The following is a 26,353-nucleotide window of genomic DNA, read 5'->3' on the forward strand; positions in this document are numbered from 1 at the left end:
ATGCAGTTAGATAATAGTTCCAAGAACTTAGCAAATTCGAGTAATAAAAAAAATCATTTAAGGGAAGTAGAAGTTGCCATTAGGTCGAGTTTCTTCGTAGAAGATTGTGTAGTAGTAGAGAGGCAGATAGAAAAGTTAAAACATGAGTTAGTTGCTTATGTTGTACCATCAGAAATATTTGTAAGAGAACAGTTGTTATCTCACCTACAAAGAATTGTGCCTAGTGAATGGCTACCGCAGGCGATTGTACCAATATCAACTCTCCCGTTCAATCCATCTGGAGAAATAGATCAAACAGCCCTGAGTAATCTAGAAATCAAAGACAGAGATTTAGTGCAGCGATGGTCAGAGCTAATCAAGTCATTGCCTGAAGTTCAGCAAGTAGCAGTAGTAGTTCAAGAACACCTCAAACATCTATCAGACTTACTTCCTAACTTGACTGACAGAGATAAAGATGACGTTATCATTAATGACATCAATTTAGATAATCCCAACTTGCTACCAGACTGGTTTTATCGCCAGACTTGGCGACGGAAACGATCTGTAACCCAATTGTCTGCAATCAATGGTAACTTCCTAGTATTCCTTGACAAGTTGGGATTAGGGGAATATTTGGGTGCAGAACTCCAAAAACATGGCCACATGTGCGTTGGCATTGAAGCAGGTGTAGACTTTAGGCAACTTGGCAATAACCGCTATCAAATTGCGCCAAATAATCCCGAACATTATCAGCGTTTGCTGTCTGTTCTGACAACTAACAACTTTCAAATCGATAAAATTTTACATCTGTGGAATTATGAAAGTTGCATTAATGAAATTTCCAGTCTCGATTCCTTGGAAGAGGCTCAGACACAAGGTGTCTATAGTCTACTGTCTTTAGTTAAAGCTTTAGCTAATATCCAAAAATTTCATCATCCCATTGAGTTATTATTAGTTTCAACTTATACACAATTTCTATCGAATCATGAAGATATTGCTTATGAAAAGTTTCCTCTTGTGGGGTTGCTGAAAGTAATCGATCAAGAAATACCCCACTTAACTACTCGTCATGTTGATTTAACTGTAGATGAACCTGTGGTGAATGCAGGGCGGATTTTGCAAGAGTTGCATATGCCATCAGGTGAATGTCAGGTAGCTTATCGCCAAGGAGAGCGCTGGGTTCCTCGATTAGAGAAAGTGGATTTTGATCGGGAACAAAAGCAAGACTTTGCCTTTAAAGCAGGTGGAATGTATTTGATTAGCGGCGGACTTGGGGGCGTTGGTGTTGAGATTGCCAAGTATTTGCTCAAGCATTACAAAGCGCGGCTATTGTTGGTTGGGAGGACTGACTTACCCCAAAGAAGTACATGGCAGACTTACACAGGAGAGTCTGTTATATCTCAAAAAATTGCGGCTTATCAAGAACTAGAACAGCTGGGAGGAGAAATTATCTATGAGGCAGTCGATGTCTGCGATTTGCCAGGTTTGCAACAGGTGGTTGAACAGGCTTCGTCTCGTTGGGGATGTGAACTAGACGGGGTGTTGCATTTAGCAGGAACTTATCAAGAGCGATCGCTCTTGGAAGAAAATCATCACACTTGGTCAACAGCCATCCGCGCCAAAGTTGGCGGTGCTTGGATACTTAATCAACTACTACTAGACCATCCCCAAGCAGTTTTTATCAGCTTTTCTTCAGTCAGTAGTTTTTTCGGAGGCGCTAGTGTTGGCACATTTGTCGCCGCCAATCAGTTTCTGGAGAGTTTTGCCCATTATCAGCGCTCTCGGGGTCTCAAGAGCTATTGTTTTAGCTGGAGTTTGTGGGATGGAATCGGCATTAGCCAGGATTACCAAAAGAGCAAATTGGCTCAAACCAAAGGCTACTTTGCCATGTCTGCACCACAAGGATTGTCTTCTTTGCTCATTGGTTTACACCACAATCAGCCGCAGTTGTTAATTGGATTAGATGGTAGTAACCGACATATCCGTGGTTATGTAGAAGATACCTATTCTCTAGAGAAATTAACTGCTTATTTCACTGCTAACAGTAATTCCTCAGTTGGGGAGAAATTAGCAGAATTGGTAGTGAGCGATCGCTTTGGCACACCCAGCACTTGCAATTTTGTCCAGCTACAACACATGCCGTTAACGCAAACAGGTATCATTGACTTCAGACTGCTGACTAAGGGCGATCGCGCCTTAACCAAATACTTGAAGGAACAAACAGAATCTCCTGCTGCGATACCAGATCAAAAACCCGCCCAGGTTTCGAGTTCTCCTCAAGGGATGGCCAACGCAGATATCGCTGTCATTGGGATTGGTTGCCGATTTCCCGGAGCCAATGACTACCAACAGTTTTGGCAGAATCTCGAACAAGGAATCAATAGCATTAGTGAAATTCCCTCTGAGCGATGGGAAGTTGAAGAGTATTATTCCCCTAATCCTCAAGAGCGAAAAAGCATTAGTAAATGGGGAGGGTTTATCGAGAAGATAGACCAATTTGACGCCCAATTTTTCGGCATCTCTGCGAGGGAAGCACAACGAATGGACCCCCAGCAGAGGCTGATGCTGGAGTTAACTTGGTCTTGTATCGAAGATGCTGGATATGCACCATTTCAACTGTCTGGAGGTTCCGTTGGTGTCTTTATCGGAGTGTGTAACTACGACTACGATCTTTTACAAAACGGCTATAAACAGGAAACCGACGGACATACAGGGACAGGAACTTGGACTTGCATGATCCCCAATCGGATTTCTTACTTCTTTAATTTTCACGGTCCCAGTATTCCCGTAGACACAGCTTGCTCAAGTTCACTGGTAGCGCTTCATCAAGCCATCAATGCTCTCAAGTCAGAGGAATGTAAGACAGCACTCGTGGGTGGAGTGAGTATTTTCTGCACACCGACGAGATACATTCAAATGAGTCAGCTAGGAATGTTATCTCCACAAGGACAGTGCAAAACTTTTGATAGTGAGGCTGATGGGTATGTGCGTGGAGAAGGAGCAGGAGTAATTCTCTTAAAACCTTTAGCCAAAGCCATTGAAGATCAAGACCAGATTTATGGAGTGATTAAAGGTAGTGCGGTAAATCATGGTGGAAAAGCAAGAACTCTGACATCTCCCAATGTTTACGCTCAAACAAAAGTACTTTCCACCGCCTATACAAAAGCTAATATCGCCCCCAATACCATTTCCTACATCGAAGCTCATGGTACTGGTACGCCCTTGGGAGACCCAATAGAAATTAATAGTCTCAAACGAGCATTTAGACAATTACACCAACAGTATCATTTATCCCCAGTCCATCGCCCCTATTGTGGTTTAGGAACAGTTAAGACCAATATTGGACACTTAGAAGCAGCAGCGGGAATTGCTGGGGTGATTAAAGTACTCTTGGCAATGAAGAATCAAAAATTGCCCAAAATTGTGAATTTTCAGCAATTAAATCCCCGCATTGATTTCCAGGGAACTCCATTTTATCTTGTCTGCGAAACCCAAGAATGGAAGCAGTTAAAGACAGAAGCAGGAGAAAATATACCGAGACGGGCTGGTATAAGTTCCTTTGGAGTGGGAGGAGTTAATGCCCATGTGATTTTGGAAGAAGCACCAGAACCTTTACTAGTAAACAAAGAACTTGAGCGCCCCTACCACCTACTGACTCTATCAGCCAAAAATGACCAGGCATTGGCACAATTGCGACATAGTTATGGGGAATTCTTGACCGACAATGGCGATGTATCACTAGGAGATATATGCTCTGCGGCGAATATAGGGAGGGAGCATTTTAACCACCGTCTAGCGATCGTTGCTGACTCTAGGGAGAAATTAGTAGAACAACTCGCCAGTTCTGCTCAAAATAGTAGTCAGATAGGCAAAAAGCTGCCGAAAATAGCCTTTTTGTTTACCGGACAAGGGTCGCAATACATAAATATGGGAAAGGAACTCTACGAAACCCAACCCAAATTCCGCCAAACACTAGAGCAATGCAATGAAATCCTTCGCCCCTATCTAGAGCCATCTTTATTAGAAGTCCTCTATTCTGAGGAAAATTCATCCTTACTCAATCAAACTGCCTATACCCAACCAGCATTATTTGCCTTTGAATACGCCCTATATCAACTATGGAAATCCTGGGGGATTGAACCAGAGGTAGTGATGGGGCATAGCGTGGGAGAATATGTAGCAGCAACCGTCGCCGGAGTTTTGAGCCTAGAAGATGGACTCAAACTCATCGCTCAAAGAGGACAATTAATGCAGCAGTTGCGATCGGGAGGTGAAATGGTTTCCCTGATGGCTTCAGAAGAACAAGTGAGGGAAGTTATAGCACCATTCTTTAACAAAGTATCCATAGCTGCCATCAATAGTTCTCAAAGTATAGTGATTTCTGGAGCCAGTGAAGATATAACGACCATTTGTCAAAAGCTAGAGTTACAAGGCGTAAAAACAAAACGGTTGCAAGTATCTCACGCCTTCCATTCACCCTTGATGACACCAATGTTGCAGGAATTTGCAGCAGTCGCCAATCAAGTCACCTATAATCAACCCCAAATTCCAATAATATCCAACGTCACCGGACAACTTGCTGACGAGAACATCGCCACAGCAGACTACTGGGTAAATCATGTTAGTCAAACAGTGCAGTTTGCCTCCAGTATGGAGAAATTGCAAAGTTATGAAGTCTTTTTAGAGATTGGGCCAAAGCCAACACTGTTGGGTATGGGGCGTCAATGCTTACCAGACAGCGAGGGTCTGTGGTTGCCTTCTCTACGTCCAGGAGTACCAGAATGGGAACAACTACTTTCTAGTTTGGGTAAGTTATATCTAGCCGGAGTTGTGATAAATTGGTCAGGGTTTGAGGGCGACTATCCCCACAGGAAAGTTGCACTACCCAACTATCCATTCCAAAGACAGCGCTATTGGATTGAGAATACACAATCTCAACTTCGAGTCCAAAAATCCCCAAAACTGCACCCATTACTCGAAACAAAGCTGCAATTGCCCTTAAGCAAAGAGATTTTGTTTGAATCTCAATTCAGTACAGCCAACTTGCCATTTTTAGCAGAATATCAAGCTTACAGCCAAATTGTCGTACCTGGAGCTTGTCATCTTTCCTCACTATTAAGTGCAGCCAAACTCACCTTTGGCAACGAGGGATGTGTATTAGAAAATATAGTTTTCCCCCAAGCATTAGCTATCCCCGAAGGAAAAGCACGCACTGTACAGTTAGTACTTTCTCCACAAGAGAGTGGCAAATCTTTCCAACTCATTAGCTTTGATCCAGCCACAAGCAGTAATGAGATAAGTCAATGGCTAGTCCATGCCACAGGAAAAATTTCCCCCAGCATAAACACTACATCGCAAACCATTGCCATCCAACAAATACAAGCACGCTGTACTCAACAAATAGCTGCACTAGAAATTTACCAAAGTTGGCAGAAGCGGCAGATAGAATTGGGTGCAAGTTTCCAGTGGCTGGATTCTGTTTGGTGTGGAGAAAAAGAAGCCCTAGCCAAAATCAAATGGGTGGATGTAGGAAATGAGCAACAGGAGTATGAGTTATATCCGGGTTTGATTGACTCCTGCTTGCAACTGACCAGCATTTTCTTCCCTGGCGAAGACACTTTTATGCCGTCTGCAATTGAGAGTTTCCGGTTTTACCAACGTCCCCAACCTCAGCAGTTATGGTGTCATGCAGTGCGAAGACAGCAACACAACTCTGATATTGACAAGTTAATAGTAGATATCAAACTGTTTGACTTTAAAGAACAGTTGATTGCAGAGATTGTCGGTATGGAAGCCAAAAAAGTGACTCGCCAGTTATTGCTGCCTTCCCACAATCTTGATGTCACAGACTGGTTATATGAAATCGGCTGGCAAGCGGTGGACAAAGACCAATCAATTGTCACGAAGGTGGGCAGTTGGTTGATTTTCACAGATCCACAAGGACTAGGCGAACAGCTAGGTGAACAATTACAAAACCTTGGTAGTGATTACAGCTTAGTTTCTGCTGGTATTAACTATCAGAAAATTGACCAGCAACATTATCAAATAGACCCGAATCAACCAGAACACTACCAAAAACTGCTGTATGACATTGGTAGCCAACAACAACCACTGGGGATTATTTACCTCTGGAGTATCGCCCCAGATGAAACTGATGAGAGCAATCTCCCAGCAGCAGAACTGAAAAATTGTGGCAGTGTTTTGCATTTAGTGCAAGCATTGACGCAACTCCCTTGGCAAATACAACCGCATCTATGGCTAGTAACACAGGGAACCCAAGCAGTGACAGCAATATCTGAGCCATTGCAACTTTCAGGGAGTAGTTTATGGGGATTAGGTCGAGTTATTGCCTTAGAGTATCCAGAATTTCAATGTGTGCGTTTAGACTTATGCGTACAAGGGACAAGACAACAGCACCTAAAAGCACTACTACTGGAATTGTCAGCCACAGATGCAGAAGACCAAATCGCCATCCGTCAGGGCAAGCGATACGTAGCGCGACTGGTGCGGCACACTGCTAGTTGTTCCTTGGGAGAACCGCCAATGAAGGCAAGGGTGAATCAGGGGCAATTATCTGTACAACCAGATGTGAGTTATTTGATTACTGGTGGTAATGGTGCTTTGGGTTTGGAGGTGGCTGGCTGGCTGGTAGAAAAAGGAGCGCGACACCTGGTATTAACTGGACGCAGTGAGGTATCTTTTGCCACCAAAGAGCGAATATCCGATTTTGAGCAATTAGGGGTGAGGGTGCTGGTTGTCAAAGCAGATGTTTCGGAAGTTGCTCAGGTGGTTGAAGTCCTAGAAAAAATCAACTCCCAGCTACCGCCGCTACGGGGGATTATTCATGCAGCAGGAATATTGGATGGTGGAGTGTTAAAGCAGCAATCTTTAGAGCGCTTTCGGCGGGTGATGGCTCCCAAGGTAGCAGGGGCATGGAATCTCCATACCTTGACCCAACTCATGCCCCTTGACTTTTTTATTTGTTTCTCGTCGATGAGTTCACTGTTTGGCTTTGTGGGACAAAGTAATTATGCCGCAGCTAATGCTTTTATGGATAGCTTGGCTCATTATCGCCAGACTTTGGGTTTGCCGGGATTGAGTATTAATTGGGGGGCTTGGTCTCAGGTGGGGATGGCAGCTAGAATGGCAGCTAGATTGGATAGTGGCGACCAAAATCTCATACAGGGGGTAGGTATTGGGACAATTGCTCCGTTGAAAGGATTGGCTGTGCTGGAGCAATTGTTAAACCAATCTTCTGCCCAAGTGGCGGCAATACCCATCAACTGGTCGCAATTGATCAGCAAATCCGCTACAGCACCAGCGTTTTTTGCTAACTTCACCCATAACTTAACCAAGAGAGTTGAGCAATCTGAGTTTCGCACTCAATTAGCAACAGCCAAAATCAGCGATCGCAAAAAGCTTTTAATTGACCACTTATGCTCACAGGTAGCTCAAGTGCTAGGGCACAAACTTTCAAACCAAGACCTCCAGCAAGGGTTTTTTGAGTTAGGCATAGATTCACTGACTGCTGTGGAACTACGAAACCGCTTGCAAAACTCTTTGGATTACCCTTTGCCTTCTAGCTTGACCTTTGACTATCCAACAGTCACAGTGCTAGCTGATTATCTAGGCAAAGAAATACTTTCAATAGAACCATCTACTATCGAACCACAAGCAAGCAATCGCTCTCATTTATCAACCGCCCTCGACGAGCTATCCGAAAGCGAAATCGAAAAGCTGCTTGCACAAGAACTAGCCATTATTCAGGAAGGTAAGGGCCAATGAGCGAAAATTCAGTGAACACAGACCGTCAGTCTTTAATGAAGAAGGCACTCCTGGAACTCAAGGAGATGAAATCTCAGCTAGCAGCTGTGGAAAAGGCCAAAAAAGAACCAATTGCGATCGTCGGCATGGGTTGCCGATTTCCGGGAGATGCTAACAACCCAGAAGCATTCTGGCAACTACTGTGCGATGGAGTAGATGCAGTTACCGAAGTACCAGCTAATCGCTGGGATATTAATGCTTTGTATGACCCAAATCCCGATACTCCCGGAAAAATGTACACTCGCTACGGTGGGTTTTTACGTCAGTTAGAAGAATTTGACGCTCAGTTTTTCGGTATTTCCCCCAAAGAAGCGGTTAGCCTCGACCCTCAGCAACGTCTGCTATTGGAGGTCACTTGGGAAGCACTAGAAAATGCCAGCATCAAACCCGCTCAATTGCTTGGCACTCAAACCGGGGTGTTCATTGGCATCACTGGTAATGATTATTTACAACGTTTGTTGACTAGATCTGCAACAGAGATTGATGCTTACCAAGGTACAGGCAATACTCATAGTGTGGCGGCAGGTCGCTTGTCTTATATTTTGGGTCTAACTGGGCCTAGCTTGGCAGTGGATACTGCTTGCTCGTCCTCTTTAGTAGCAGTTCATTTAGCTTGTCAAAGTCTGCGTCATCAAGAGTCTGATTTAGCGATCGCTGGCGGCGTCAACTTGCTGCTTTCTAGTGAAGTTAGTATTAATTTATCGAAAGCCAGGATGCTTTCATCAGATGGTCGCTGCAAAACTTTTGATACAAAAGCCGATGGCTATGTTCGTAGTGAGGGCTGCGGGGTAATTATCCTCAAGCGCCTCTGTGATGCCATCAAAGACAAAGATCAGATACTAGCCTTGATTCGCGGCTCGGCTGTTAACCAAGATGGTCGTAGCAGTGGTTTGACAGTACCCAATGGGCCAGCACAGCAAGCAGTAATTCGCCAAGCCTTGGAAAATGGTGGCGTAGAACCGACTGAAGTTAGCTATCTAGAAGCTCATGGTACAGGTACTTCCCTGGGAGATCCAATTGAAGTGGGAGCTTTGGAAGCGGTGTTTGGCAAGAATCGCCCCAAAGACCAACCCCTAACTATTGGTTCGTTAAAAACCAATATTGGCCATTTAGAATCCGCCGCCGGAATTGCCGGGATCATCAAGGTAGTGTTGCAAATGCAACACCAGGAAATTGCCCCGCATTTGCACTTTCAAGATCCCAGTCCCCATATTAACTGGGAGAATTTGCCCCTAATAGTGCCGACTCAAAAAACTGACTGGCAAACAGCAGAAAATTCCCGTTTGGCGGGAGTTAGTTCTTTCGGCTTTAGCGGTACTAATGCCCATGTGGTGTTAGCACAAGCCCCAACACTTGAGCCTCTTTGCCCAGCAGTGGAACGTCCTTTACATCTGCTCACCCTATCGGCAAAAACACCATCAGCTTTAGAGGAGTTAGCTTTTGCCTATCAAAACTACATTCAAACTCATGCTGATGTGTCCATTGCAGATATATGCTATACGGCGAACATCGGCAGAGAGCATTTTAACCACCGCCTAGCTATTGTCACTGGCTCTAGAGAGCAGTTGGTCGCTCAACTCGCTGTTTTGACATTTGCCCATAGCGATCGCTCAGGTAAAAAACCCCTGAAGATAGCTTTCTTGTTCACAGGACAAGGGTCGCAATACATAAATATGGGAAGGCTACTCTATGAAACTCAACCTATCTTCCGCCAAACTCTAGAACAGTGCGATGAAATTTTACGCCCCTATCTAGAGCCTTCTTTATTAGAGGTACTTTATCCTACCCAGTTAAACGAGCAGGTTTCATCTCTACTAAATCAAACAGCTTATACCCAACCAGCCTTGTTTGCCTTTGAATATGCCCTCTATCAACTATGGAAATCCTGGGGTATTCAGCCAGATGTGGTGATGGGGCACAGCGTGGGAGAATATGTGGCGGCAACTGTCGCCGGAGTTTTTAGCCTAGAAGATGGTCTGAAACTCATCGCCCAACGAGGACAATTAATGCAGCAGTTACCCGATGGAGGTGAGATGGTTTCCCTGATTGCTTCAGAAGAGCAAGTGCGGCAAATTTTAGCACCATTTGGCAACACAGTTTCCATCGCTGCGATCAATAGTTCCGAAAGTGTGGTGATTTCTGGAGTCAGTGAAGATATTACTACTTTATGTCAAAAGTTAGAAGCACAGGGCGTAAAAACAAAGCGATTGCAGGTATCTCACGCCTTCCATTCTCCCTTGATGATCCCGATGTTGCAGGAATTTGAGCAAGTAGCCAATCATGTTACCTACAATCAACCCCAGATTCCATTAATCTCCAATGTCACTGGACAACTGGCTGATGAGAACATCGCCACAGGGCAATACTGGGTGAATCATGTACTACAAACAGTGCAATTTGCTACTAGTATGCAGACGTTGCATCAGCAAGATTATGAAGTCTTTTTAGAGATTGGGCCTAAGCCAATTTTATTGGGTATGGGGCGTGAATGCTTGCCAGATAGCGAGGATCTATGGTTGCCTTCTCTGCGTCCGGGAGTGGCAGAATGGGAACAACTACTTTCTAGTTTGGGCGAGTTATATCTAGCCGGAGTCCAGGTAGATTGGTCAGGGTTTGAGGGCGACTATCCCCACCAGAAGGTTGCATTACCCAACTATCCGTTCCAAAGACAGCGATATTGGATTGAGAATCCACCGTCTCGCCATGAACAACCAGAGTCTTTATCTGAAGAAAATATTCAGACTCCCATTGTTAACTTGCTTAACCAGGGAAATACTCAAGAGTTAGTTCAGCTAGTCCAGAAAGCTCTTAATTTTTCACCTGAACAGATAAAATTACTACCCGAAATATTGGCAGTCTTAGTCAGGGAACACAAGCAACACCTGATACCAGACAACATCCAAGACCTGTGCTACGAACTAGTATGGCGAAATGAAGGTAACATACAGCAGCAGTTACTTGGAGATTATATACCTGCTCCTTCAGAAATTAGCGATCGCCTTCAACCTCAAACAAAACAGTTGATGTCGCAGCATCATCAATTAAATGCCCAAGTATTAGTTCAACTGGAAGCTTTAAGTATTGCCTACGCGATCGCAGCATTCCATGAAATGGGATGGAACTTTCACAAAGGACAACGCTTTAGTCTGACAGAAATAGTACAGCAATTGGGAGTTGTGGATCAACATTCACAGCTAATGCATCGTCTGTTAGAAATGCTTGTGGAAGTGGAAATCCTAGAATACCTCGGCGAACAATGGCAGATAGTAGCAGTACCTAAAATACACCATCCTCAGTCACAGATCAGTGACCTTTTATCTCAATACCCAAATGCCGTAGCCGAGCTGACCATCTTACAAAGATGTGGATCAAATTTAGCACAAGTACTGCGGGGAGAATGTAACCCAGTGGAATTGCTATTTCCTGAAGGCGACTTAACCACCGCAACCCAGCTATATCAGGATGCACCAGAGGCAAAACTGATGAACACCCTGATGCAACAGGCTGTTTTATCAGTAGTAGAAAATTTGCCATCAGGACGTAAGTTGCGAGTATTAGAAATTGGTGCAGGAACTGGGGGAACTACCTCTTATCTACTCCCATTCTTCAATGAAAAGCAAACAGAATATATCTTTACTGACTTATCTCCATTTTTCCTGGCTCAGGCACAACAAAAGTTTCAAGACTTCTCCTTTGTCAAATACCAATTATTAGACATCGAGCAAGCAGCCCAGTCTCAAGGATTTGCAGAAAATCAGTATGACTTGATTGTGGCATCTAACGTGTTGCACGCTACTAAAGATATGCGTATAACCTTGCAGCACGTACACCAATTATTAGCTCCTCAAGGGATGTTATTGCTACTAGAAGCGACTCATAAATCACGCTGGTTAGATTTAATTTTTGGATTAACAGATGGGTGGTGGAGGTTTACTGATTTTGACTTGCGACCCAACCATCCATTGCTGACAACTAATAGTTGGCAGAAATTATTGTATGATAGTGACTTTCAAGATGTAGCAACAATTGTTCCCAGTTATCAAGAAACAATATCTCAACAAGCGTTGATTCTGGCTCAAGCAGTCAAACCGAAGGAAAGCAAAACAGAATCAGAAAATTGGCTAATTTTTGCTGATCGTCAAGGTATTGGTCAAGAGTTAAGTCTATTATTGCGATCGCAACAAAAAGCTTGTACTTTGGTCTTCTCTGGTAATGAGTATAAACAGATATCAGATCAAGAATTCACGATTAACCCTGCCTTACCAGAAGACTTTCAGCGACTATTACTGTTCATGGAAGCACTTGTGCAGGGGAGCAAATCTTTAAGCAATCCCCAACTGCATGGAGTGGTTTATTTGTGGAGTTTAGATACAGTTGAGGCCAAGTCCCTCACCGTAACAGATTTAGAAGTTGCTTCCCAAACAGGATGTGGTGGCGTATTATCCCTCATCCAGTCTTTAATTAATCAAGGATTTTCCCATCCTCCTCGCCTCTGGCTAGTGACCAAAGGAGCGCAACGAGTGGGTGTAGAATCGTCCCTTGGCGGGGTAGCCCAATCGTCTGTATGGGGATTAGGAAAAGTAATTACAGATGAGCATCCAGAATTTAACTGTACTCTGGTAGATTTAGACGTGAAAGAAAATCACAATGCTCAGAGTCTGTTTGCAGAAATTTCTTCCCACAAGTCAACTAGTAGTGAAACTGACATAGCTTTTCGGAATGGACAACGGTATGTTAGCCGATTAGTACGCAGCAAGAAAATTGTTAAACAATCTCTGCGCCTCAAAGCCGATGCTACCTACCTAATTACAGGTGGTCTGGGTGAGATTGGTTTGTTGGTAGCGCAATGGCTGGTAGAGCATGGGGCAAAATACTTAGTTTTGGCAGGGCGTAGCAGTCCTAATGAAGCAGCTGAAGTCACCCTGAGACGACTAAAAGAAGCTGGGAGTCAAGTTATTATTTTGCAAACTGATGTATCTTTAGAAAAAGATGTCACTTCTTTACTAACGCAAATTAAAACATCGATGCCAGAATTGAGGGGTATTATTCATACTGCGGGTGTCTTTGAAGATCGACTACTGGTAGACCATCAATGGCAACTATTTGCCAAAGTTTTTGCACCGAAGGTAAGCGGAGCCTGGAATTTACATATCCAAACCCAAGACCTACCTTTGGACTTCTTCGTGCTTTTTTCCTCAGTTGCGTCCATGCTCGGATCTGCGGGTTTAGCAAATTATGCTGCTGCTAATGCCTTTTTAGATGCTCTGGCTCATTATCGAAGATTGCTAGGTTTGCCAGGGTTAAGTATTAACTGGGGACCCTGGTCGATGGTGGGAATGGCGAGGGATCTTGGGATTAAGGCTGAGGTAAAATGGGCAACCAAAGGAATAAAGCCGATGGAACCACACCAGGCATTAAGCATCCTAGAAAATTTACTACCCCAAGATGCGGCTCAGGTAGGGGTGACGCAGCTTAACTGGTCAAAGTTTTTGCAGCAATTCTCCGGCTCATCTTATCCGAGTTTCGTTTCGGAAATAGCTCAACAGGTACAGGAGCTTACGATTGCACAAGAGCAACAAAAAGTCAAGCTCCCACCACTTTTAGATCAAATTAAAGCCAATTCCCAAGAGCAAAACCAATCACTTTTGATTACTTATCTGAGAGAGCAGATTGCCAAAGCGTTAGGAACAACGACATCTGCACTCAATATTATCCAGCCCCTTAACCAAATGGGACTTGATTCCCTCATGGTCGTCGAACTGAAAAATCGCCTCAGAACAGAGTTGGAAATAAATATCCCCATCACCAAATTTTTGGATGGTGTGAGTGTTGTTGATTTAACAAAATTTGTCAGCGAACAACTTTTTGAGGTTAATTCAATCTCCAAAGCACCCCTTGCAACCACAACTGCATCAAATCAAAACAATTGGATTGAAGGAGAATTATGAATTTAACAGAGCTTTTAGAAAATCTTTCAGCAAAGAATGTTGAACTGTGGGTTGATGGAGACAAACTACGCTACCGATCGCCTGAAAACGCACTAACCCCTGAGTTATTGGGGGAAATTAAGCAATACAAGCCAGAAATTATCCGAATTTTATCGGCGGATAGCGATCATGCTCCAACTTATCCCCTCTCCCACGGTCAACAGGCACTCTGGTTTTTATATCAATTAGCACCCAATAGTGCCGCTTACAACGCCACTTATGCAGCAAGATTAGTCACAAATTTAGATATTCCAGCCCTGAAGCAGGCAGCACAGACCCTAGTTGAAAGGCATCCAGTTTTAAGGACTACCTTCGCAAACATTGATGGCGAACTTGTGCAAACAGTTCACGAAAACCAGCAAGTTGACTTTAGCATCCAAGAAGCTTTCGATCTTGGCCAAGAGGACGTAAATAACTGGCTCTCAGAAACAAGCGATCGCCCTTTCGACTTAGAACAGGGGCCGATGTTGCGCTTTAGTTTGTTAATTAACCACACTACAACCGGTATATTAGCAACAAAAGAACAGATTCTCTTAATAACGGCTCACCATATAGTAGGGGATTTCTGGTCTTTAGAAATCATGATCAGTGAACTGAGAGTCTTGTATAAAGCAATTACCACAGGTGTAGCAGCCCAACTGCCAGTACAAAACAACCAATATCGAGATTACGTCAACTGGTCAAAGCAAATGCTCTCTAGTTCAGAAGGTGAGCGTTTGTGGACTTACTGGCAGCAACAACTCTCTGGTGAGTTGCCAGTGTTAAATTTGCCGACTGATCGACCAAGACCTCAGAGCCAAACCTATAATGGTGCTTCCCGCTTTTTTACTCTTGAAGAAAAACTTCTCCAAAAGCTCACAGAATTGGCGAAGAGAGAGGGCGCGTCTCTTTACACACTTTTATTAACAGCATTACAAATATTATTACTACGTTATACCAATCAAGAAGATATTTTAATTGGCTCTCCAATGGTGAATCGGAGCCGTTCAGAATTTGAAAAGATAGTTGGTTATTTTACTAATTCTGTGGTTTTGCGAGCAGACCTTTCAGGAAATCCGACCTTTCAAGAGTTGCTTGGGCGATCGCGTTCTTGTGTGTTAAATGCCCTAGACCATCAAGAGTATCCCTTTTCCCTGCTGGTCGAGCGGCTGCAACCTGTCCGCGATCCCAGCTTTTCACCGCTCTATCAAGTAGCGTTGGCCTGGGATCGATCTCATCAGAGTGACCAAGAAGTGTCACTTATGGATAGTGATGAGTTGATTGTGGAATCGATGATTCCAGGGGCTAAAGGGGCTGCGTTTGATTTAACTTTAACCATTCTTGAAGTCCCAGGATCTCTCAAAGGGACATGGAATTACAACACTGACTTGTTTGATGGCAGCACGATTGAGCGGATGACTGGTCATTTTGTGACAATACTTGAGGCAATTGTGGCGAATCCCAGCGAGCGAATTTCCCAATTGCCCCTGCTGACAGAAGTTGAGCAACATCAACTGTTGGTTGAGTGGAATGATACACACGTAGACTATCCTCAAGATTTGTGTATCCATCAGTTATTTGAGTCGCAGTGTTTGATTACCCCAGATGCAGTGGCAGTGGTATTTGAAAATCAACAACTCACATACCACCAGTTGAATAGTCGTGCTAACCAATTGGCGCATTACTTACGCTCATTGGGAGTAGGAGCGGATGTGCTGGTAGGTATTTGTGTGGAGCGTTCTTTGGAAATGGTAGTAGGACTACTGGGAATTCTGAAAGCGGGTGGTGCGTATGTACCACTTGATCCAGAGTATCCGAACGAGCGTTTGACTTTCATGTTAGAAGATGCTCAAGTTTCAGTTTTGCTCACCCAACACCGATTAGTAGAGTCTCTGCCTCAACATCAGGCACGTGTCGTCCACTTAGATAGCGACTGGCTGTTGATCGGTGAGTATAGTCAGGAGAATGCGATCGCGGAGGTACAAGCTAGTAACTTAGCTTATGTGATTTATACCTCTGGCTCAACTGGTCAACCCAAGGGGGTAATGCTCTCTCACAGTAACCTTTGCAACCATATGTTATGGATGCAAGCAACCTTCCCCCTGACTGAAAAAGACAAAGTACTGCAAAAAACACCCTTTGGCTTTGATGCCTCAGTTTGGGAATTCTACGCTCCATTATTGGCAGGTGGACAGTTGTTAATGGCTCAACCAGGAGGTCATAATGACAGTGCTTATCTCTTAAGGTTAATTGCCCAACAGCAGGTAACAACTGTTCAACTTGTCCCATCCTTGCTGCAAATGCTTTTAGAACAGGGAGGAATCGAAACTTGTCACTCCCTCAAACAAGTCTTCTGTGGAGGTGAAGCCTTACCAGTTACTCTCAAAGAAGACTTGTTAAGTAAGCTAAATGTAAACTTGCACAATCTCTACGGACCGACAGAAGCTTGTATCGATGCAACTTTCTGGAATTGCAAGCAGCAGATGTATGGGCAATTTGTCCCCATTGGACGCCCAATTGCCAACACCCAGGTTTATATATTAGACCAAAACTTACAACCAGTAGCCGTAGGTGTACCAGGAGAACTGCACATAGGTGGTGCGGGATTAGCAAGAGGCTATCTCAACCGAAGCGAATTGACACAAGAAAAATTCATCCCCAACCCGTTTGTTGGAGGCAGGGGAGCAGGGGGGCAGAGGGGCAGAGGGGAAACAGAAGACCAATCCTCTAATTCCGAACGTCTCTACAAAACCGGAGACTTAGCACGTTACTTACCAGATGGCAACATAGAATACTTAGGACGAATTGACAACCAAGTAAAAATCCGGGGCTTCCGCATCGAATTGGGCGAAATTGAAGCAGCGCTGAGCCAACACCCAGATGTGCAAGCATCTTGCGTCATTGCACGCGTTGACATTCCCGGAAATAAACGCCTAGTGGGCTACATCGTACCCAATGCACAGATAACACCAAAAGTCAGTGAACTGCGTAGTTTCCTCAAAGAAAAGCTACCAGACTACATGGTGCCTTCAGTAATAGTCATCCTGGAATCGCTACCGCTAACCCCCAACGGCAAAATAGACCGTCGCGCCCTACCAGCACCAGAATTACGGGCTGGAATAGAAACCAGCTACTTAGCACCGCGCAACCCCATTGAAGAAAAATTAGTCGAAATCTGGGCGCAAGTCCTCAGAGTCGAATCAATCGGCATACATGATAACTTCTTTGAACTGGGTGGAGACTCTATCCTCAGCATTCAAATCATCACCAGAGCCAAGCTAATCGGAATTGAGTTAACAGTCAAACAACTATTTGCCAATCAAACAATCGCCCAATTAGCCACAGTAGCAGGCACAACAAAAGCACTCTTCATTGAACAAGGATTAGTCAGCGGCACATTACCCCTAACGCCCATTCAACACTGGTTTTTTGAGCAGAAGCTACCACAAAAACACCACTTTAATCAATCATTTCTACTAACAGTACCATCAAACCTGAAGGTGGAAATATTAGAACAAGTATGGCAGGAATTGCTCAAACATCACGATGCTTTGCGCTTGAGATTTAGTCAAACAGACTCTACTTGGCAGCAGATTCATGCCGCTCCAACTGATAGCAATATTATCTCGCGTTTAGACTTATCAACAATCCCAGAAAATGAGCTTGAAACTGTAATTGAAACCACAGCCAATGAATTACAAGCGAGTTTAAATCTGGAAAAAAATCTGGTGCAAGTGGCATTGTTCTGGTTAGGAATTAACAAAAGAGCGCGATTACTGATTGTGATTCACCACTTAGTAGTAGATGGTGTTTCCTGGCGGATATTGCTAGAAGATTTGCAGACGGGTTATGAGCAACTGTCTCAAGGTAAAGCCATTCAACTACCTGCTAAAACCACATCCTTCAAAAATTGGGCGCAACGATTAACAGAATATGCCCAATCAGATATCTTGAAATCAGAACTGAGTTATTGGTTGAGTGCGTCTGACTCCCCAGTTGCTTCTCTACCTTTAGACTATGCAGATGGAATAAACACTGCGGCATCAGTTAGTACAGTATCAGTGTCATTAGATGAGGTACAAACTCAAGCACTGTTGCAAGATGTGCCGAAAGCTTACAAAACACAAATTAATGATGTCTTGTTGAGTGCCTTAGGGTTAGTTTTGAGCAGATGGACTAATAATGAATCGGTGTTGTTCAACTTAGAAGGTCATGGGCGGGAAGATATTATCGATGGTGTAGACTTATCACGGACTATTGGTTGGTTTACAACGATTTTCCCGGTAGTTTTAAAACTTTCAGCAATAGACTTTGATGATCTTGGAAATGCTTTAAAATCTGTCAAGGAACAACTACGAAAAATTCCCAATAAAGGTATTGGCTACGGCTTATTGCGCTATCTAAATGTTGATGCAGAAATACTAGCTAAACTACAGACAATTCCCACAGCAGAGATTAGCTTCAATTATCTGGGTCAATTTACTCAAGTTGTAAATACATCTTCTTTGATGCAATTGGCTAGTGAGTCTAGCGGACAAAGCCAGAGTTTACAAGGTCAGCGTTCAAGTCTACTAGATGTTAATGCCATAATTACAAACGAAAGGCTGCAAATAAATTGGATATATAGTAGCAATATCCATCAGCAGAGAACCATTGAGAATATTGCCGCTTATTTTGTTGAAACTTTGCAGAAGCTAATTACTCATTGTTTATCGCCGGAAAATGCAGGTTATACGCCAACAGATTTCCCGTTAGTCCAACTTAACCAACTGGAACTCGATGGAGTATTTGGAAGACTAGCATTCAAACCGGAACTGGGTAAAACTAATTGGCAAAATATTGAGGATATTTATGCCTTATCTCCCATGCAAGAGGGGATGCTGTTTGAAAGTTTGTATGCTCCAGACTCAGGTGTATATTTTCAACAGGTGATTTCCACTTTCAACGGGAGGCTGGATGTAGAATATTTTGAAAAAGCTTGGCAGCAAGTGATAGAAAAGCATTCCATCTTCCGCACTGGTTTTGTTTGGGAGTCTTTGAACCAGCCAATTCAAATTGTCTATCGACAGGTTGAGGTGAGCGTCGAAACTGTAGACTGGCGAGAGTTATCTGCTATTGAACAGCAAGAGCAATTAGAGACTTTTCTTTCTGCTCAGCGACTGATTAGTTTCCAATTCTCCCAAGCGCCATTGATGCGCTTACATTTGCTGCAATTGGATGGCAAAACTTATCAGTTTGTTTGGAGTTTTCATCATTTATTACTTGATGGCTGGTCGTTACCTTTGGTTTTCCAAGACCTATTGGAGTTTTATCAAGCAATTTCTCATGGTGAAGCTTTACCGAAAAGACCAACTCTGGGCTACCGTAATTACATTGCTTGGTTACAGCAACAAAATCGAGATTTAGCAGCAGATTTTTGGCGACAAAAACTCCAAGGTTTTACTGCACCCACTCCTTTGACTGTGGATAAACCATTGTCAAGTCAAAAGCAGCATTCGACTTATAGTGAACAACAAATTCACTTAACGGTGTCAGCGACAGCCGCAGTTGGGTCTTTTGCACGACAGCATCAACTGACGATGAGTAATTTGGTGCAGGCGACTTGGGCATTACTGCTGTCTCGCTACAGCCAAGAAGCTGATGTGGTTTTTGGTGCAACTGTTTCTGGTCGTCCGCCCGCACTTGTTGGCGTGGAGTCGATGGTGGGATTATTTATTAATACTCTACCTGTGCGAGTGCAAATCTCTGATGATACTCAACTGCTGAGTTTGTTGAAGGATTTACAGACTCAACAGGTAGAGTCTGAGCAATTTTCCTATAGTTCATTGGTAGAGATTCAGGCTCTGAGTGATGTTCCTAAAGGTACATCTTTATTTGAGAGCATTGTCGTCTTTGAGAATTATCCGGTGGATACTGCTGCTCTACAAGGTAATAGCAGTTTTTCTGTCTCGAATGTTTATGCCATTGAACAAACAAATTATCCTCTAACAGTTTTAGCTACTACTGGTGAGCAATTGTTGCTGAAGGTCAGCTACGATACTAGTCGATTTGAGTCTGGGACGATTAACCGAATGCTGGGGCATTTTGTCACAATGCTATCAGCAATTGTGGCAAATCCCAGCGAGCGAATTTCTCAATTGCCAATGCTCACAGAATCTGAGGAGGAGCAATTATTAATTGAGTGGAATGATACACAGCGAGACTATCCCCAAGAATGTATCCATAAGTTGTTTGAGTCCCAGGTTGAACGTACACCCCACGCTGTGGCGGTGGTGTTTGAGAATCAACAATTGACTTATGAGGAGTTGAACTCTCGTGCAAACCAGTTGGCGCATTACTTGCAGTCCTTGGGTGTGGGAGCAGATGTGCTGGTGGGTATTTGTGTCGAGCGTTCTGTAGAAATGGTGGTGGGATTACTTGGCATTCTCAAGGCGGGTGGGGCTTATGTACCTCTTGACCCTGAGTATCCTACTGAGCGTTTAAGCTTCATACTAAAAGATGCTCAATTGTCAGTGCTACTGGCTCAACAGGGACTCATTGACAAACTACCTGAACATCAAGGGGAATTTGTAAACTTTGATACTGATTGGCAAGTGATTTCTCAGTTCAGTCAGGACAATCCAATCACTGTTATACAAACTCGTAGCTTGGCTTATGTAATTTATACTTCCGGTTCTACAGGTCAGCCCAAAGGTGTGCAAATTTCACATGACGCTGTGAGCAATTTCCTATCTGCCATGCAGCAGCGCCCAGGAATTACAAAAGAAGATATACTCCTTGGGATCACTACAATTGCCTTTGATATTGCTGCCTTAGAAATCTTTCTGCCTATAACTGTAGGTGCATGTCTGGTTATAGCCCGTCGTGACGCAACCCTTGATGGCAGAGAGTTATTAGACTTGCTTGTGAAGTCTAAGGCAACAATCATGCAAGCAACTCCAGCTACTTGGAGATTACTTTTAGAAGCCAACTACCAATCTAGCCATCTAAAAGTACTTTGCGGGGGTGAAGCTTTACCTTGGGATTTAGCCAATCAATTGCTTGCCAACAGTTCTTCTTTGTGGAACCTTTATGGGCCTACAGAGACTACGATTTGGTCATCAGTATGTCAACTTGATTCCCACCAGGATAGCTTAATTTCCATCGGTCGTGCGATCGCCAATACCCAACTTTATATCCTCGACCAAAACTTGCAACCAGTACCCATCGGTGTACCCGGAGAATTACACATCGGTGGTGCAGGATTAGCACGCGGCTACTTCAACCGCCCAGAATTAACACAAGAAAAATTCATCCCCAACCCCTTGGGTAGAAGCACTTGTGCAGGGGAGCAGAGGGGCAGAGGGGAAGAACGCCTGTACAAAACAGGGGACTTAGCCCGTTATTTACCAGATGGCAACATAGAATACCTGGGACGCATCGACAACCAGGTAAAAATTCGAGGCTTCCGTATCGAATTGGGCGAAATTGAAGCCGTACTGAGCCAACATGAGCATGTGCAAGTATGTTGTGCGATCGCACGCGTTGATAATCCAGGGGATAAACGCTTAGTCGCCTACATCGTTCCACAGCCACAGCAGACACCGAAAGTTAGTGAACTGCATAGCTTCCTCAAGGAAAAGCTACCACAGTACATGGTACCTTCTTTCATAGTCATCTTAGAATCTCTACCACTAACTCCCAACGGCAAAATAGACCGCCGCGCCTTACCAGCACCACAGCCAAGTAGTGAATTATCAGAAAAATACGTCGCCCCACGCACCCCCATCGAAGAAATACTGGCACTGATTTGGACACAAGTCCTGAAAGTAGAGGTTGTAGGCATACATGATAACTTCTTTACCTTGGGAGGACACTCACTACTAGCAACGCAACTCATTTCCCGCGTGCGTACCAGCTTGAAAGTAGAACTACCATTGCGTAGCTTATTTGCAGCACCAACAATTGCCCAATTGTCCCAAAACATTCAACAGTTGCAGCAACAAGACTTGGAACTTTCTGCACCACCCATCTTGCCAAGAATTGAGAACGCAGAACTACCACTGTCTTATGCTCAACAGCGTTTGTGGTTTTTAGACCAGTTCGAGCCGAATAGCGCCTTCTACAACATCCCTGCGGCTTTGCGTCTAGTGGGGACTCTCTCATTTGCAGCTTTAGAACAAAGCTTAAAAGAAATTATTCAACGCCATGAAACATTACGGACTAATTTCATCACAATTGATGGAAAAGCAACTCAAGTCATTCAAACACAAACGAATTGGACAGTAACAGTAGTTGATTTCAAGGATTTATCTACAAGTTCTTCAGAAATCGCTTTACAGGAATTGGGACGACAACAAGCACTTCAACCTTTTGATTTAGCGTCGGATGTATTAATCAGAGCGACATTAGTAGTGCTGTCTGAAACAGAACACGTGTTAATAGTGTGTATGCACCATGTTGTCTCAGATGGCTGGTCAATTGGTGTGTTTGTCCAAGAGTTAACAGCCCTGTACAATGCTTATTCAATCGGTCAGCCTTGTTTGTTACCACCACTGCCAATTCAGTACGCAGATTTTGCTATTTGGCAGCGAGGCTGGTTGCAAGGGGAAGTACTGCAAAAACAATTGAGTTACTGGCAGCAACAACTAGGAGACGCATCGACATTCTTGGCACTACCCACAGACCGACCAAGACCTGCTGTGCAGACTTATCATGGTGCATATGTGGAATTTGCACTGTCTGTTGAACTGACTCAAAAGTTGACACAACTGAGTCAGCAACAAGGCGTCACCTTATTTATGACCCTGTTGGCAGCTTATGATACATTACTTTACCGCTACACAGGACAAACAGACATTTTGGTTGGGTCTCCCATTGCCAACCGCGATCGCACAGAAATAGAAGGGCTAATTGGCTTTTTTGTCAATACATTAGTTTTACGGGCTAATCTTGATGGCGATCGCACTTTTCAAGAATTACTGCCTGAAATTCGGGAAATGGCACTAGGCGCTTATGCTCATCAAGATTTGCCCTTTGAAATGCTAGTAGAGGCATTGCAGCCAGAACGAGACCTGAGTCATACACCATTGTTCCAGGTGATGTTTGTCCTGCAAAATGCACCCATGTCACAAGTAGAGTTGAGTGGGTTAACTATAAGCCATCTGCCAATAGAAAGCGCCACAGCAAAGTTTGACCTGACCTTAACAATGGAAAACACTGCCACTGGACTAGTGGGAGCATGGGAATACAACACTGATTTGTTTGATGGCAGCACCATTGAGCGGATGACGGGTCATTTTGTCACCTTACTGGAGGCAATTGTGGAAAATCCCAAACAGCGAATTTCCCAATTGCCAATGCTCACAGAGTCTGAAGAGCGGCAGTTATTAATTGAGTGGAATGATACTCAAACCGATTATCCAAGAGATAAATGTATCCATCAGTTATTTGAGGAACAGTGTTTGAGTACCCCGGATGCTGTGGCAGTTGTTTTTCAACAGCAACAACTCACCTATGGTGAATTGAATTCTCGGGCTAACCAATTGGCGCATTACTTGCAGTCCTTGGGAGTGTCAGCCGATGTGCTAGTGGGTATTTGTGTCGAGCGCTCAATAGAAATGGTGGTGGGATTACTTGGGATTCTGAAGGCGGGTGGGGCTTATGTGCCACTTGACCCTGAGTATCCGACTGAGCGCTTAAGCTTCATGTTAGAAGATGCTCATGTGTCTGTGCTGCTAACCCAAAACCATCTAGTGGACAAATTACCCCACCGTCAGGCACAACTTGTTTGCTTAGATACCGACTGGCAAATCATTTCACAGTTGAGTCAGGACAATGTACTCTCTGGCGTCCTTGGGAATAACTTGGGTTACGTGATTTACACAAGTGGTTCCACAGGTCAACCTAAGGGCGTAGCCATGAATCAGTCTGCTCTTTGCAATCTCATCCTGTGGCAAGTAGAAAATACGACAATTCCAGGTGGAGTCAAAACCCTGCAATTTGCACCTGTGAGCTTTGATGTTTCGTTTCAAGAAATGTTCTCGACGTGGTGTAATGGTGGCACATTGGTGTTGATTGGGGAGCAATTGCGCCGGGAACCATTGGCTTTATTAGATTTACTCCAACAACAAGCTGTTGAAAGACTATTTGTTCCGTTTGTTGGTTTACAGCAACTAGCCGAAGTTGCTGTTGCCAATGAATCAGTGAGTAGTAATCTCAGGGAAATTATTACTGCTGGGGAACAATTACAGATTACTCCTGCCATTTGCAATTGGTTAAGTAAGCTAACTGACTGTACTCTGCATAATCATTACGGTCCATCGGAGAGCCATGTTGTCACCAGTTTGACTTTGACTGATTCAGTGGAGAGTTGGCCGCTACTTCCTGCCATTGGGCGTCCCATTGCCAACACGCAAATCTACATCCTGGATGAGTATCAAAAGCCTGTACCTGTTGGTGTACCAGGAGAACTGCACATTGGTGGTGTGGCTTTAGCACGCGGCTACCTCAACCGTCCAGAATTGACACAAGAGAAATTTATCCCTAACCCGTTTGACAAGTCACAAGTCACAGGTCACTTGTCAAAATTATATAAGACTGGGGACTTAGCGCGTTATTTACCAGATGGCAACATCGAATACCTGGGGCGTATTGACAACCAGGTGAAAATCCGGGGCTTCCGCATTGAGTTGGGCGAAATAGAAGCCGTACTGAGCCAATATCAAGATGTGCAAGCATGTTGTGTCATCGCACGCGTTGATACGACTGGGGATAAACGACTAGTCGCCTACATCGTGCCACAAAAACAGCAGACACCAAAAGTTACTGAACTGCGTAGCTTCCTCAAGTCCAAGTTACCAGAATACATGGTGCCAAGTGCAATAGTCATCTTGGAATCCTTACCGCTAACTCCTAGTGGCAAAGTAGACCGCCGCGCCTTACCAGCACCACAGCCAAGTAGTGAATCAACAGAAAAATACGTTGCACCCCGCACCCCCATCGAAGAAATACTGGCACTGATTTGGACACAAGTCCTGAAAGTAGAGCCAGTAGGCATACACGATAACTTTTTTGAACTGGGAGGGCACTCACTACTAGCAACACAACTGATCTCCCGCGTGCGTACTACCTTGAAAGTAGAACTACCATTGCGTAGCTTATTTGCAGCACCAACAATCGAGGAATTATCCCAAAACATTCAAAGGTTGCAGCAACAAAACTTAGAACTTTCTGCGCCACCCATCTTACCAAGAGTTGAGAATGCAGAACTATCACTGTCATTTGCTCAACAGCGTTTATGGTTTTTAGACCAGTTCGAGCCGAATAGTGCCTTCTACAATATCCCTGCTGCTTTGCGTCTAGTGGGGACTCTCTCATTTGCAGCCTTAGAACAAAGCTTAAAAGAAATTATTCAACGCCACGAAACATTACGGACTAATTTCATCACAATTGATGGAAAAGCGACTCAAATCATCCAAACACAAAGCAATTGGACAATTACAGTTGTTGAGTTGAAGGATTTATCCACAAATTCTCCAGAAATCGCTTTACAGCAATTAGCCCAACAACAAGCACTCCAACCTTTTGACTTAGCAAGTGAAACATTAATCAGAGCAACATTAGTAGTGCTGTCTCCTACAGAACACGTGTTAATAGTGTGTATGCATCATGTTGTCAGTGATGGCTGGTCAATGGGTGTGTTTGTCGAAGAATTGCGATCGCTCTACAATGCTTATTCAATAGGGCAGCCTTGTTTGTTACCCCCACTGCCAATTCAGTACGCAGATTTTGCTATTTGGCAAAGACAATGGTTGCAAGGCGAGGTATTACAAAGCCAATTGGATTATTGGCAACAACAACTGGGAGACGCACCCACATTCTTGCCATTACCCACAGACCGACCAAGACCAGCTGTGCAGACTTTCGCAGGTGCATATGTGGAATTTGCACTGTCTGTTGAACTAACTCAAAAATTGACACAACTGAGTCAGCAACAAGGAGTCACCTTGTTCATGACGTTGTTGGCAGCTTATGATACCCTACTTTACCGTTACACAGGACAAACAGACATTTTGGTTGGGTCTCCCATTGCCAACCGCGATCGCTCTGAAATAGAAGGGTTAATTGGCTTTTTTGTCAACACATTAGTTTTACGGACAGATCTTTCGGGCGACCCCAGTTTTGAGGAATTACTGCCTCAAATTCGGGAAATGGCACTAGGCGCCTACGCTCATCAGGATTTACCGTTTGAAATGCTAGTAGAGGCATTGCACCCAGAACGAGACCTGAGTCATACACCATTGTTCCAGGTGATGTTTGCACTGCAAAATGCACCCATGTCACAAATAGAGTTGACTGGGTTAACTATAAATCGTCTGCCAATAGAAAGCACCACAGCAAAGTTTGATCTTACCTTGGCAATGGAAAACACTGCTACTGGACTAGTCGGTGTGTGGGAGTACAACACTGACTTATTTGATAGCAGCACCATTGAGCGGATGACGGGTCATTTTGTCACAATGCTTTCGGCAATTGTGGCAAATCCCAAAGAGCGAATTTCCCAATTGCCAATGCTCACAGAAGTTGAGCAACACCAGTTATTA

Annotated in this window: 3 protein-coding genes (1 of these 3 cut by a window edge); all 3 read left to right on the forward strand. The window is 44.1% G+C overall.

Features of this window, described 5'->3' with window-relative positions; genetic code table 11:
* Tightly spaced (each overlapping or abutting the next), the 3 genes in view from IQ276_RS29375 to IQ276_RS40400 form a layout consistent with a single transcriptional unit that may run on beyond the window.
* Complete coding sequence (locus tag IQ276_RS29375; protein WP_193917041.1) at positions 1-7,764, forward strand: type I polyketide synthase; 7,764 nt, start codon at positions 1-3, stop codon at positions 7,762-7,764.
* Positions 7,761-13,751: a type I polyketide synthase gene (locus tag IQ276_RS29380; RefSeq protein ID WP_235116074.1), complete on the forward strand. Its 5,991-nt coding sequence runs from the start codon at positions 7,761-7,763 to the stop codon at positions 13,749-13,751. Before IQ276_RS29375 ends, IQ276_RS29380 begins: the two co-directional genes overlap by 4 nt.
* A protein-coding gene (locus IQ276_RS40400; protein WP_255264359.1) for a non-ribosomal peptide synthase/polyketide synthase crosses the window boundary here: on the forward strand, positions 13,748-26,353 show its 5' portion. The gene runs 6,462 nt beyond the window's last position; 12,606 of the gene's 19,068 nt are visible here — the first part of the coding sequence; the start codon lies at positions 13,748-13,750; its stop codon lies off the right edge, out of view. Before IQ276_RS29380 ends, IQ276_RS40400 begins: the two co-directional genes overlap by 4 nt.

Origin of the sequence: Desmonostoc muscorum LEGE 12446 (assembly GCF_015207005.2) — a bacterium.
GTDB classification, from domain to species: domain Bacteria; phylum Cyanobacteriota; class Cyanobacteriia; order Cyanobacteriales; family Nostocaceae; genus Nostoc; species Nostoc muscorum.